The organism is Elusimicrobiota bacterium (assembly GCA_028718185.1).
In the GTDB taxonomy this organism is placed as follows: domain Bacteria; phylum Elusimicrobiota; class UBA8919; order UBA8919; family UBA8919; genus JAQUMH01.
Genome location: JAQUMH010000002.1, coordinates 178,911 through 193,310 on the forward strand (window position 1 = coordinate 178,911; position 14,400 = coordinate 193,310).

General features: G+C 35.3%; 12 protein-coding genes and 1 tRNA gene. All 13 read right to left on the reverse strand.

Annotated features, from left to right (window positions below):
* Window positions 1-139 precede the first annotated feature (139 nt).
* On the reverse strand, window positions 140-1,435 hold the full coding sequence (locus PHE88_05355) for a diphosphate--fructose-6-phosphate 1-phosphotransferase (GenBank protein MDD5687243.1): 1,296 nt from the start codon (window positions 1,433-1,435) through the stop codon (window positions 140-142).
* A 174-nt stretch (window positions 1,436-1,609) separates the two neighbouring features.
* The gene (locus PHE88_05360) at window positions 1,610-2,467 is read right to left on the reverse strand and encodes an SDR family oxidoreductase (protein ID MDD5687244.1); all 858 of its coding nucleotides are present in this window, start codon (window positions 2,465-2,467) and stop codon (window positions 1,610-1,612) included.
* 195 nt (window positions 2,468-2,662) lie between these two features.
* On the reverse strand, window positions 2,663-3,094 hold the full coding sequence (locus PHE88_05365; protein ID MDD5687245.1) for a cyclic nucleotide-binding domain-containing protein: 432 nt from the start codon (window positions 3,092-3,094) through the stop codon (window positions 2,663-2,665).
* A 57-nt stretch (window positions 3,095-3,151) separates the two neighbouring features.
* Window positions 3,152-4,459, reverse strand: a complete 1,308-nt coding sequence (locus tag PHE88_05370; GenBank protein ID MDD5687246.1) for an MFS transporter — start codon at window positions 4,457-4,459, stop codon at window positions 3,152-3,154.
* Window positions 4,443-5,753, reverse strand: a complete 1,311-nt coding sequence (locus tag PHE88_05375; protein ID MDD5687247.1) for an MFS transporter — start codon at window positions 5,751-5,753, stop codon at window positions 4,443-4,445. Before PHE88_05375 ends, PHE88_05370 begins: the two co-directional genes overlap by 17 nt.
* A 51-nt stretch (window positions 5,754-5,804) precedes the next feature.
* Window positions 5,805-8,477: a HEAT repeat domain-containing protein gene (locus PHE88_05380; protein MDD5687248.1), complete on the reverse strand. Its 2,673-nt coding sequence runs from the start codon at window positions 8,475-8,477 to the stop codon at window positions 5,805-5,807.
* Window positions 8,478-8,582: 105 nt separating this feature from the next.
* Window positions 8,583-8,673: transfer RNA gene (locus tag PHE88_05385), tRNA-Ser, on the reverse strand.
* 206 nt (window positions 8,674-8,879) lie between these two features.
* Window positions 8,880-9,665, reverse strand: coding sequence for a hypothetical protein (locus tag PHE88_05390; GenBank protein ID MDD5687249.1), 786 nt, complete (start codon window positions 9,663-9,665; stop codon window positions 8,880-8,882).
* A 37-nt stretch (window positions 9,666-9,702) separates the two neighbouring features.
* Window positions 9,703-10,947 carry a hypothetical protein gene (locus PHE88_05395; protein ID MDD5687250.1) on the reverse strand — a complete coding sequence of 415 codons (1,245 nt, stop codon included), beginning with the start codon at window positions 10,945-10,947 and terminating at the stop codon, window positions 9,703-9,705.
* A gap of 112 nt (window positions 10,948-11,059) precedes the next feature.
* Window positions 11,060-11,926 (reverse strand): DUF922 domain-containing protein, encoded by an 867-nt coding sequence (locus PHE88_05400; protein MDD5687251.1) that lies wholly within the window; start codon window positions 11,924-11,926, stop codon window positions 11,060-11,062.
* Between the two features lie 244 nt (window positions 11,927-12,170).
* Window positions 12,171-13,109 carry an ORF6N domain-containing protein gene (locus tag PHE88_05405; protein ID MDD5687252.1) on the reverse strand — a complete coding sequence of 313 codons (939 nt, stop codon included), beginning with the start codon at window positions 13,107-13,109 and terminating at the stop codon, window positions 12,171-12,173.
* A gap of 198 nt (window positions 13,110-13,307) precedes the next feature.
* Complete coding sequence (locus PHE88_05410; protein MDD5687253.1) at window positions 13,308-13,691, reverse strand: hypothetical protein; 384 nt, start codon at window positions 13,689-13,691, stop codon at window positions 13,308-13,310.
* 23 nt (window positions 13,692-13,714) lie between these two features.
* Window positions 13,715-14,170 (reverse strand): large-conductance mechanosensitive channel protein MscL, encoded by a 456-nt coding sequence (mscL, locus tag PHE88_05415; GenBank protein MDD5687254.1) that lies wholly within the window; start codon window positions 14,168-14,170, stop codon window positions 13,715-13,717.
* Between the last annotated feature and the right edge of the window lie 230 nt (window positions 14,171-14,400).

The following is a 14,400-nucleotide window of genomic DNA, read 5'->3' on the forward strand; positions in this document are numbered from 1 at the left end:
TGTTATGTGTAATGTGAAAAACAACTTTGAAACTTGCTTCGCGAAACTTATAGAAACTGATTGAAATTTATTGTGATTTTCTTTTTCTATTAATTTCTACCAATTTCTTAGTTTCTATAAGTTTCAATATCAATTTCTATTATTTTTTCCGGAAACCTTGTGGAATATATTCAGGGCATTTCTTGTCTGCAAATATCTGTTTGAACCTGGCAAAACGCATTCTGCCGTCGACCAGAGGTATACTTACCCAATCTTCACCAATTAGCGGGCGGGCGTATTTAATAAAATCGTCGGTAACATCAATTTTATTTTTTGCTAACCAGTTGGCGGGAAATGTCCGTTCTGAATTAGCAACCAGTTCTAATCCTACCTTACTATATTCAACATTATATATCAAACCTGGCTTCCTTAAAATAGTAGCCATATAACCGTTGCCGTCTTCAACTGCTATCATAACAGCTTTCTGTCCTACTCTGTAAGCTTCATCAAGGTCAATATTGGATGCATAGACCATAGCGTGACGTTGGTCGGTACCCGGCACCTGACCACGGGCTGAACCCCGTGCTTTAAGTCCTGCTTTATTAAGATAATTAACCACACTTTGTTCAACGGTTATTTTACTGGCGCTGAATTGAGTATGACCAAATGCGTCTTTGCTTTCACCAAGGTCACCTACATTATAACCTTCGCTGACTACCACTATCACACGACCCGCAGTTTTTAACTGGTCATTAACGTTATCAGCCATTTCTTTGATACCCAGTCCTGATTCAGCCATGTAAATCTGTAAAGGTATTTCTCTTTTTGGGTCAGCCAGCCTGGCTGCTGCGGGAATAAAACCTATTTTCCTACCCATAGCTTGAATAACCAATACAGGGTCAGCAGGAGAAGAACCTGCATTTTCTTCATTAGCGTTCTGGATATAACAAGTCCAGTACTTTGCAACACTACCGTATCCCGGTGTATGGTCGATAAGTTTAAATTCAGAATCTCCAACATCATTATCTATTGTTTTGGGTACACCGACAGCTACCAGTTCCAGACCTTTTTCGTGAGCCAGAACGCTTATCTTGTGGGCTGTATCCATAGAATCGTTGCCGCCGATATAAAATAAAAACCCGATATCGTGTGCCTTAAAAACATCTATTACGCGTCTCAAATCTTCCTGCTGGTCTTTTTTTAATTTATAACGACAGGTACCAATAGAACCGGCTGCAGGTGTATTTCTTAAAAGAGCTACTTCTGTTTCGTCCTGGGCACTTAAATCAAGCAGTTCTTCTTTGAGAATACCTTCTATCCCGTGATAACCCGCGTATATAGTGCCGAATTTATCCGGAAATTTTTTGCAGGTTTCAATTATCCCGCGAAGAGAATTATTAATTACCGGCGACGGACCGCCCGACTGTGCCACTAGTACATTTTTTAATTTCGCCATCTTAAACTCCCCCCTTTAAAAATTGTGAAATGTGAAATGTGTCAAGTGTAATGTAAAAATAGAAACAAGATGCAAGATGTAAGATACAAGATTTAAGAATCAAGATTCAAGAAGTAAGATTATATTCTAATCTTTTAATCTTGAATCTTCAATCTTTAATCTTCAGTCTCTTAATTATACACCGCTGAAGGCGGAAAATCCGCCGTCTACGGGGACTACTATGCCGGTTACAAAACTTGATGCGTCAGATAATAGCCATATAATTGTACCAACTAAATCTTCGGGATTACCAAAACGGGACATAGGGGTATGGGCAATAATGGTCTTGCCTCTCTCTGTCAGTTGTCCTGTTTTCTCGTCTGTTAACAAAAACCGGTTTTGATCACTCATAAAAAATCCGGGTGCTATAGCATTGACCCGGATATTTACAGATGCCAAATGCACAGCTATCCACTGTGTAAAATTCGAAACCGCTGCCTTAGCTGCCGAATATGCCGGGATTTTAGTAAGAGGGCGAAAAGCATTCATTGAAGAAATATTAAGGATTACACCGCCGCCCTGTTCTGCCATTATACGGCTGAAAACCTGGGTAGGCAAAAATGTCCCCAAAAAATTTAAGTTGAAAACAAATTGCACGCCTTCAGGAGCAAGGTCAAAAAAAGATTTTGAGTTTGCCGGCTGGGATTTTAAATCCTGTGGCAAAAGCCGTTCGCTGGAAGTAGTCGCCTTGGGACTGTTCCCTCCGGCGCCGTTGATTAAAATATTAGGCTTGCCATAAATTTTTAGGATTTGTGCACATGCCTGCTCAATGCTTGCGCGTTCCAGGACGTTGCATTCCAACGCCACAGCTTCTCCGTTTTTTTTCTTAATCTCATCGGCAACTTTTTCAGCAGCTTCTTTTTTCAAGTCCAGCACGACTACCTTTACACCTACTGAGCCTAACTTCTTGGCGATATCACCGCAAAGAACGCCACCACCGCCGGTAACAACCGCTATTTTCCCTTTCAAATCAAACATACTGTCATTAGACATAAAATCATCTCCTTTTTCAACAAGAAACAAGATGCAAGATGTAAGAAACAAGATTAAAGAAGTAAGATTCAAGAAGCAAGATTAGATTCTAATCTTTCAATCTTTTAATCTTTCAATCTTATAATTTCTTGCAGTGTACAATTTTTGTGATTATAGCATATTGCTTATTACTTGACAAGATTTTGCAAACCACTCCTATAACCTTGCATTTGTTGCTTGTAAACGTCTGCAGAATACTTTTATAATACCTACTGCAACTGTCGGTTGTTCATAAACTAAATCAAGGAATGGCTCTTGTGCTATAAGAAGACATACTGTCTTTTCCAATGCCCTGGCTGCTGCTGTATGCGGTAAATCAACAAATAAAGACAGCTCCCCGAAACATTCAGACGGCCCAAATATAGCTAAAACTATTTTATTTCCACCGCTGCTTCTCGAAATTTCTACTTTACCGGAAACAACAATATGCAACCCTGATTGTTGTGAACCTTCGGTAAATATTACAGTGTCCGGTTCTACTGTTTTTTCAAATGTTATTTTTGAAATTGCAAGTAATTCCTCACCAGACAGATTCCCGAATATGGGAAACTTTTTCATATGGAGAATCTTTTCCATTGTACTTAACATGTTTCCTCCCATTATGGTTTTTATATGAAAACTAAATACAAATAATATCGAAAGTTATTAAACCTTCTTCTTATAGATTTCTTCGCTCAAACTCAGTACCGGTGTTATCCCCAAAACGATGTGTAGCATTTTCCTGTCTTCAATTTTTTCTGCTTCTCTTACTTCACGGAAACTTTTGAGCATAAACACGTTAACAAGTAACCTTGCTGCGCCTGATATAAGAAATAAAGTAAGTAACGTTGAACCGAAAATTTCAAATTTTAAATGCGTCGCCAACCAGCCGCCTAAAGTTGCACCTAAAAAGACAAATACTCCGACAGTGAAATTATAGTATGCGGCACAACGGGCTCTCACTTCAGGTGAAGCTGCGTCAAAAATAAAATTTACAATTGCAAGATTAAAACCAACCCAAACATAACCGCCAAACGTATTTATAATAGTAAGGTATACCGGATTTTTTGAAAAAATCCAGAGAAGAGGCAGAATTGGAGTAAGTATTGCCGACGATTTAATCACCTTTACATTACCGTATTTATCTGCAAGTTTTCCCCAGAAAGGCACTAACAACAACCCCGCCAGTGCAGATGCCGAGACAATTATTGTATATGTTGCATATGTAAATTTAAGCTCTTTAAGCATATATACGATAAAAAACGGCGCTGCCAAAAATGCGGAAAAATTTATTAACGATACGAACAAAACAAATTTTGCAAAATTACTTTCAGATATCCGTTTGATAAACTGGAAATAAGTAAAATCCTTTTTCTCGGAAGTCCTAACAGTTAAATCATCCATCTTCCCGATGTATATCCCTGAAATAACCCTGCAAATCCCTGCAACTAAGAACAAAACAATAAAACCAACGAGTTTACTGGGAATAATAAACAAGAAAAATCCGGCAACAAAACTGCCGCATAAATTTATAAATCCTAAAACCTTACCGCGCCATGCAAAATATACACCATACTTATGTTTCTCAACTGTATGACTCATTAAACTTAACCAGACAGGTGCACTTATAGAACCGAATATTGTGTTTATTACAACAAGAAAAAGAAATGTTTCTACCCTGAACTGTAATGGGACTAAAAAAACAAAACCTGATATTGCAATAGCTATTCCCTGCAAAACACAAAATACCATAATACCTTTTACCCTGTTATTCATCCATTCAAAAACTTCAGTAGATTTTATCTGGACAAATGAACCGATTAACACCGGTATTGAGCTAAGTAACCCGATACTAAAATTACTTGCCCCCAGTAGTAAAGCAAAAGGAGCTATATAATTTAATGTAAAACCTAACATTATAGAAGCAAAAAGACCATCCATGAAAGAAACTTTTAAACTACTTTCCCTTGACATACAAGATTTCCTCACCCAAACTTAATATCGGCCTTATCCCCAAAACAATATGCATCATTTTCTTGTCTTCAATTTTTTCTGCTTCTCTTACTTCGTGGAAGCTTCTAATCATCAATATATTAACTAAAAATGTAGATACTGCTGACAGAAAAAATAAAGCAAGCAATTTTGAACCAAAAATAGTAAATGGCAGATGTGTCGACAACCACCCCCCTGAAAATGCACCTAAAGCAGCAAATAATCCAACAGTAAAATTATAATATGAGGCACAACGAGTCCTTACTTCATGTGAGGCAGCATCAAAAATAAAGTTTATAACTGTAAGAGCAAAGCCCGCCCAAAGATATCCGCCAAATGCATTTAAAATTATAAGGTATACCGGATTTTTTGAAAGAAGCCACATAGCGGTTGAAAACGGAAAAAGCACTACTGTTGATTTAATTATTTTTACATTACCGTATTTATCTGCAAGTTTTCCCCAAAAAGGCATTAACAGTAATCCTGCTAAAGCGCCGGACGAGATGATAATAGTATATGTTGAATATTTGAAATTAAGTTCTTTAAGCATATAAACTGAAAAGAAAGGAGCAGCAAGACACAGGGTAAAGTTTATCAGAGATACAAATAAAACAAATTTCACAAAATTACTTTCAGATGCACGCCTTATAAACTGGAAATACGAAAAATCTTTTTTCTCGGAAGTTTTTATGGGCACATCATCCATTTTACTTTGACATATTGCCGAAAAAACTCTAAGTATTCCGGCAACTAAGAATATTATAACAAAACCGGTTAACTTATTATGAATAATAAACAAAAAAAATCCGGCGATAAAACTACTGCACAAAGTTGAAAACCCAAGAATCTTACCGCGCCACGCAAAATACTCGCCATATTTTTGCTTTTCAACTGTATCACTGATTAAACTTAGCCATACAGGTACAGCTGTAGAAACAAATATGTCACTTGCTATAATAAGAAATACGTACGTTTCTACCTGAAATCTTTTCGGTACCAGAAAAATCAAACCTATTAGAATAAGGAAAATTGCTTCCGAAAGGATACCCCATGTTATATGTTTTACTCTGCTGCCTATCCATTTTAGGACTTCATTAGCTTTAAGCTGTATAATGGAGTTAACTAATGCCGGCAGTGAATTAAGCAATCCGATGCTGAAATTACCGGCCCCCAAAATTAAAGCAAAAGGAGTTATAAAATTAAAAGTAAGGCCAAATTTTATAGATGTAAAAAAACCTTCCATGAAAGACGCTTTTAAACTACTTTCTCTTGACATATAAAAACCATCCTGTATAACAACACCCTGCAAATTCTAATACTTTTATATCTAACCTCTTTTATGTACAGAACCAATTTTTTTGACTGCATCCAAAACTGTTTCTCTAATAAGAGTAGAACCTTTTTTTTCCGTTTCTTTAATCATTTCTTCTACAAAATCAGTTTCTTTAATTTCACCTATAATATAAATTGCACAAGCTTTCAACCACTCATCCTCTCCGTTAAGAAGTTCCAGAAGGATATCCCTGAAATACTTTTGCTTAAGTTTGAATTCCTTTTCAGCAATAATCAGCTTGTCCTGCGTAGTTATATCTTCTAAAAGCGGTATAGCAAGTCTTAATATATTACTATATTCCGTAGTAGTTGTCTCCAACATTTCTATTATTTGCGCCTTAATATTTTCATTCTTATCTTTTAATCTTCTAATGGATAAAGAAATTGCCTCGGATTTTTCCAGATAACTTATGACCCTGAGTACCTTTTCAATTTCTCTATTATTCCTTGTATTTAGAGTATCAATTAAAAGATTTATTCCCGGCGTTTTATTCCTCTCTGTTGAAAGACCTTGAATATAGACTATATTCTGGTATATTGACTTTATATGTGAAACACAATAATCTATAACTGCTTTTATTGTTTTTACTTCCCGTTTTTCCGCTAAAATTAAAATGATTTTATCTTTAATTATATTTTCTTTTGAGTTCTGCAGAGTACTTAGAAGACTATCCGTAATATTCGGCATCTTTACTAATGCTTTCGCGGTGACCATACGAACCGAACTTGTCTTATCTGCTAACATACGGATAAGTGCTTCTTTTGACCATTCGTCATTAATCTTGCTGAGACCTTCTATTGATTGAAGCCGGACTTTAAAACTTTTATCATATGAAGATTCTATTAAAAGCGGCAGTAACTCCCTGTCTCCAATCTGACTCAAAGAATATGTGGCACGTATACGGCTTTCTTCATCTGAATGAGAAAATATCTCTGCAATTAACCCTGCCGCTTTTGCATGGTCTCCATATTTCCAAAGAACAGTAGCTGTATTTATTCTTACTCTTGCACTCGGATCTTTTAAACACGGTTCTATTAAATCTTTTATATTAGAACCGCCAATTTCACCTAATGCTTCTACTGCATTTGCTCTAATTCTCTCATCTATATCTTCAATGTACTTGTTTATTATAAGTAACGGATATGTATCTTTTATATTTCCTAACGCTTTGATGATTGTCGCTTTTTTAACAATATCTATACCAGGTTTTGACAATAATTCCACGAGCGGTTTCAAAGCCGTTCTATCTTTTGTTTTCCCTAATGTTTCAATAGCAAACAAAGATATCTTAGGGTCTGTATCATACATCGCGTTCCTCAGAACCGCAAGATTTGTACCTTTTGTCAGATCTATCAAGTCTCCTATAGGAGTGGATTCTTCATGGTATGTTTTGGAAATAATGTTTTCAATAAACGCATTGTGATATTCTTGCCGTAATTTTAATGTAAAATACAACCAGGCAAGACCTAAGAAAACACCAAACAATGACGGCGATATTGCATTTACACTTCTAAGTACCAGCAACAAAACACCAGCTAATCCTGTACCTATGGGAATTATAAATCCTTCTACAACTGCTAACGCTTTCGACCTGTGTTTTTCATCAATTGGAGTAAATAAGACAGGATACGAGGAATCTATTAACGAATTACCTATAATATCTCTTATAAATTTTGCAAATAAAGCAGAAAGATACCCGAATCTGGCAACTAACGAAATAAAACCTGCTGTTATTACAGCAGGGAACACGAGCATGGTATTTCCAATACCAAGCCATCTAATTATTCTTGACGCTAAAAATATCTGGATAAGGAAAGTAACACTATAGAAACAACCAGAATAAATTCCATAAAATCTGGTTAATTTATCCTGGTCCGGATAAGTTAGATTCATTATTTTGTTAAACTGAAAATCAAGAAAATACACGGTGGTACTATACAACAGAAAACAAATTAATATTGTTTTTACCAGACGATTAACATACAAATAATTCGCCGTTTCAACCAACTCTTTTAGCGGATTGGACTTGGTTTGTTCAACAGGTTTTGTTTCTTGTTGGGAAAATATTTTCTTGCTGCTGCGAACAATCAAGAATAAAAAAAGCGCCCAGACAAGAAGCAGATTATCTGTTTTCAGGAAATCCACGCTATATCGGGCAATTAAACCCGCTACTATTCCGCCTAATAACCCGGCACCGACTATATACGAAAATATTCTCCTGCTTTCGCGGACATTGCAGACTTCTACTGCTATCGCCCAGAATTGAGTAAAAAATATCCATGTTATCAAAGACGCTACCACATAAAGTATTGAATACATCCAGACTACTTTAAGATAAATTAATACCCGCGCTATTAAAACTATTAATCCGAAGATTATCGCTATATTTTTGAAAAGTATTACTTTATCCATTTTATCCAATACTGCAAGATAAATAATGGTAGCTAAAAGTATTACAACCGCATTTAATATATATATATTCGGAAGGTATTCCACGCCTACCCTGTTAACGAACATCGAGGTGCTTACTATCGTACCGAAAGCAACAGAACATATTATCTGAAAATTTAAAACAGAAAAATCAAGCAGTTTTTGCCAGTCATTTGACTGTATCTGGAAAACATTCTGTATTTTATCTTTTATGGTATTTTTTTGAGAAGTTAACATTAGATATAAAAACCACAACAGGCTGAAGTGGTCCAGTAACGAAGTGAATTTTTAAAACTTTAATAATTTATACTTAGTTTGTCCGCAGTTAAAAAAATAGGACAACGGAGGGGGAGAGATTTGAACTCTCGATACTGCGATTAAACAGTATAGCGGTTTAGCAAACCGCCGCCATAAGCCACTAGGCGACCCCTCCTTAATGACAGTTATTAGTTACTTAGAGAATTAGTAATTAGTTAATGGCTGTTGGTTTTTATTTTACTAAAAAAACACCAAAAAGACAAGAAAATATTTAGTTTCGATATGACATAATAGGGAAGAAAGTAGTTACTGTCTATTTTCTAATATCCAGTCAAAATTAACAATGATAAGTGAAGAAGTTTGAAAAGATTTTGAAATATGTTATTTTACAGTAAGATTATCCTCAAGTTCCATTATTTTTTCTTTTGAAATTTCTTTAATTCTTTTTGGCACATCTCTTATGCTATTAAATGGTTCTAATTTTCTATCAATTATAATCAATCTTACTTGCACATTATCAAAACCCACTGCAATAAGTTCTTGTTCAGATGCAACATTAACATTGACCTTCCCAGATTTCTTAGATGATTTTATTTCTTTTCTTTTTGTAGCTTTTTCCCAACTTGTTGATATATCTTGAGACTCCTCTGGAAGATAGAAATATACTGCCATATTAGCCACCAACTCAACTCCGCTTACTTTAAAATCGTCCGATTTCATTCCTATTAAGACAGGCGAAAAATCCATAGCAATCGAAATTTGTTTTGCAAATGAATACTCCCCACCTAAAAAAATGGAGCCCTCAACACCATTACCTTTAATATCAAGCGTATTAAATGTAATATATCCGCCTTCAACCCCAGTGAAACAATTTATTTTTTTTTCAGAATAAAAGTTCCAATAACCCCGTACCGCATAAACACTTATCCCTTCGCCGGTAGCAATCCTGCCTTCACCTGCATATTTTGAAAAATTATATTTTACACTGAAATAAGGCCAACCAATTCCTACACCAACTTCACCGTAAAGGCAGTGAACAAGGAAACAAGAAAATAAACAAGTAAGCAAAAAATATTTTGAGATTGATAAAATCAAAATTTGTTTCATAAATATTCTAAAATTATTTCTTAAATATTCCACTGTTTTTTTGGATATTTTTTCTGACACATTTTTACCGGTCGCTATTTCTACTGTCTTATATGCGTTAGTCTAGGTCCACAGGTGTAGTTATATCCATCATCTCTACATCCCCAAGACCTAATTGACCCCAGTAGTTATCTCCCCATCCACAAAGTGTTCTATTTGTCTTTATTGCTATTGTGTAATCATAACCGCAGGAAACAGAAAACCAGTTGGTTGATGTTCCGACCTGAGTCGGCGTAACTCTACTTGTTACATCTCCAAGACCTAATTGACCCGAGTAGTTATACCCCCAAGACCAGAGCGTTCCATCTGTCTTTATTGCTATTGTGTGATTATAACCGCAGGAAACAGAAGACCAGTTGGTTGATGTTCCGATCTGAGTCGGTGTACTTCTATCTGTTAAATCTCCTAGTCCTAATTCACCCGAGTCGTTAGCTCCCCATGCCCAGAGCGTTCCATCTATCTTCCTTGCCATTGTATGATTATAACCGCAGGAAACAGAAAACCAGTTGGTTGATGTTCCGACCTGCGTCGGTGTAGTTTTACTTGTTACATCTCCAAGACCTAATTGACCCGAGTAGTTAGCTCCCCATGCCCAAAGCGTCCCATCTGTCTTTATTGCTATTGTGTTACTATAACCACTGGAGACAGAAGACCAGTTGGTTGATGTTCCGACTTGTGTCGGTGTAATTCTACTTGTTCTATCTCCAAGACCTAATTGACCCGAGTAGTTAGCTCCCCATGCCCAGAGCGTTCCATCTATCTTCCTTGCCATTGTATGATTATAACCGCAGGAAACAGAAAACCAGTTGGTTGATGTTCCGACTTGTGTCGGTGTACTTCTATCTGTTAAATCTCCAAGTCCTAATTCACCCGAGTCGTTAGCTCCCCATGCCCAGAGCGTCCCATCTGTCTTTATTGCTATTGTGTGATTATAACCACTGGAGACAGAAGACCAGTTGGTTGATGTTCCGACTTGTGTCGGTGTAACTATCATTTGTATTGTAGTTCCAAGACCTAATTGACCCCAATAGTTATACCCCCAGGACCAGAGCGTTCCATCTGTCTTCCTTGCCATTGTGTGAATATAACCACAAGAAACAGAAGGCCAGTTTTGAGTAGCTATAGCAACAACATTATTAATTACTTCACCTTTTTTATCCTTTAATTGTTTTACTTCATTTTTTATTGCAGAGATAATACCGAAATGTAATCCTTTTGAATAAGAACTAATGGTAAAGACCGAGAGTATTAAAAAACAAATTAAAATAAATTTTAGCGTTCGCTGGATAAAAAACTTATGCATTTGTACAAATCCTTTTATTTATTAGTTTTTCTTTAAAAACCCATATGTAGTATAGATATTTCATATGTTTTGTCAAGTAGGGAATGTATTCTCGCGACAAACCTTTTGGTTATCATTTTGGTTTTGCATATTCTATTTTCATAAACAGTTTGCCATATTCATTATCGTCAAATACTCTGTTCTGCTGTCTTGCATTAGTCCAATTGCTATTATAAACCTCATTTGCCTGCTTTTGTGCTTTCTCTTTTGCTTCCCTCATTTCCGCACCGACATATCCCAAATCACATGAAACACTGATTTCTTCAAGACCGGCTTTAATTCTGGCTAATGCATCGTTATTTATGGTTGCATGTTTACATTCGTGCCTCATTAACTCTCTCAGAAAAGTTTCCCAGTAATATAGTTCTTTTTCGTCCACCGTTTGTGGAATATGCCAATATGGCAGCAATACTCTGTTATAATGTGAAATATTTATATCTGTTATTTTTACTTTTGGCATCACATCATTTACAGGGTGAATTATATATGTTATTTTCGGGTTAATGGTACATGTTGCCAATGCCTTAGATTTATCCAAAACAGGACATACTTTTAACAGATAATCAAATGCTTCATCAAAATTATTTCCATATATGTCATAAAATTCATATACTAACTTTGTATAACCCATACCGGCATATAACGGCATTTCCCTGTAAAGCTTGAATCTATCCAATATCTTCTTATTCCCTTGCGAATCATAAATATATATCTCATCTGGTTTTAGTTCCTGTGGATTATACTCACTTTCCTCATATTTCAATATTTCGTTTTTGGGATATTTAATCGTCCCGTAGTAAACCTGTACTTCCATATATTCGCTATCAGAAGTCAGAACTTTCCCTTCCATTGTTTTTCCGTTTGTTAAATATATTTTGTCACAATATAAAATATTTTCAAAAAACACAAATATTAAAATTATTCTTATTACATTCTTCATAATATTTAACGTGTTGATTTCTGTTGGAATATGAAATAATCAGGCAAAATCCAAAATACAACAATGCTATTAAGTAACATAATGATGTTACTATTTTTTCTTTGGAAAATCAAGGAATTATCTTTATAGAAACGATTACACACCCACCACTAAACCGTTGGCGGGCAGGGATACGGCAAAGATGAGATTGCTTCACTTCGTTCGCAATGACTGGCGGTAATTTGGGTTGAATTTATGGGGTAAGTTACTGAATATCGGTGCTTTCATTCCACCATTTTTCAAATGGGGGTTTATTCGGAGTTTTCTTTATCTCACTATACTGCCCTCTTGCTAATGTATCCGTTGACGGCACATTAAAACAAGAAACAGCGGAGATTAGCCATCTGTCGTGAATGACTGACTTAATTTTATTGTCTGATATTACTCTCAATTCGCAGGTTATATTATTATTTTGTAATTCCTGCTTGAAATCTTTGAAGGAGTTTTCCAATCTATCGTCTACTTTATCATCGGACATCAAAATTTTTATATTTTTTACTTTTTTAACGTCTACGGAATCAGCTAATAGTTCCAATCCTATCTTTGAAAAATATTTATCAACCCAATAAATATGTTTTCTGCAAGACCTTATAATATCTTTAAAGTTTTTCTTGTTCGTGAATGGCTTTTCAGGTGAAATCAATATAGATTCAGGTGTCGTTGATGGAATGGAATATATTGCTTTAAATATCGTTTTGATTTTCTTGTCATGATTTTCTACTTTGTGTTCAAGAGCATCAATTCTGTTAGTGAATTTCTTACTATCAGAAACTATTCTCCTTATGTTTACGAATACACGCATAATGCCAATATTTACCTGAATAGCTCTCGGGCTTCTGAGAACACTGGACAACATTGCTACTCCTTGTTCAGTGAATGCTAATGGAAGTTTCCGAGTACCGCCCCATCTTGATATCGCATTTTGCGATATCAAGTTATCAAACTCTTCTTTAGTAAGTTGATACATAAAATCTATAGGAAAACGAGGCATGTTCCGCCTTACTTGTTCGTTAAGACGCCCTGTGGTTACTCCGTAAAGTTCTGCTAAATCTCTATCAAGCATGACTTTTTGTTCTCTTATTAAAAATATTTTACTTTCTATCTGCGACAACGGAACACTAACAATTAAATTTTTCTTTTTCATAATCTTTTTCTTAAACCCATTTTTTCTTTATTGGATATTCCAAATTGGAATATCCAATTTCTCATTTCTTCTTTAGTCATCTGTAAAGGGATAAGGTCTTGATTCTTGAATTGCTTAGAATTGCCTATCCTTTTTAATCATCAACCGTATTTTTGCATGCAATTATCTTACATGTACTAAAATCGCTATCTTTTATTCTTATTTTTGTAATTTTTTCTTTTTAGACCAACCGATTAAAAATAAAGCTCCGATTAAAAATGAAGGACCGGCAATAGTTAAACTCCAGATAAAAAAATACCATTTAAAAGGTGGGTGCATAAACATATTTATTGCCAGTGATGCCATATATAATACTCCTGCAACAATAAAAATGATTCCTCCGACGATTTCATGTTTCCAGGAGATTAATAAAACAACTGCTAAGACAATTGTCGGAATATTATGCATAAACAATCCTGCAATAGTTCCCCAGAATCCGTAATTTCCTTCAAAAATATCCAAAGAAAACATAGCCAGAAATAAAATAAATATTATAGCCAATATTCTTGGTATCCAAAATATATACTTTGTGATTTTTTCCATTTCTTATAGAAATATATTTCCTGCTATTTTAAAGCAGAACCGCAATACCCGCATTTTACTGCTTTAAGAGGAATGTTTAAAGCGCAAAACGGACACTCTTTTACTGTCGGAGCGGCGGCAGCGACTGTTTTATCAAATTTCTTTTTCAACAAATTAATCTGTTTAATCAGTATAAAGATAACAGCAGCAACCAATATGAAATCTATGACTATATTTAAAAACGCTCCATAGTTGATTGTTGGCGCGCCCGCTTTTTTTGCTTCAGCTAAATTTGCATAATCTGTTTTTGAAAGATTGATATAAAGATTGGAAAAATCCACATTGCCCAAAAGCAAACCTATCGGCGGCATGAGAATATCATTGACCAATGAAGTTATTATTTTTCCGAACGCGGAACCTATTATTATACCTACTGCCATATCTATCACGTTACCGCGTGTCAAAAATTCTTTAAATTCTTTAAATAAATTTTTAATCATTTGTCCCCCTAATAATTCAAGAGAAGCATGAATGGCGTTATTTTGTCAGTCCTTTCAAATGTCGCCGCGGGAATATTCGCATATTTTATCAGATAAGACGTTTTTAGCGAAAAATTCCTGGAAGGAACATTTCAAGAATTATTTTTGCCAAGTCATAACTAAAAGTATTTTTTTCGAATGCTCTCATTAAGTAAATACCAATACGCTAACAATCAATTTCTTACTCATAA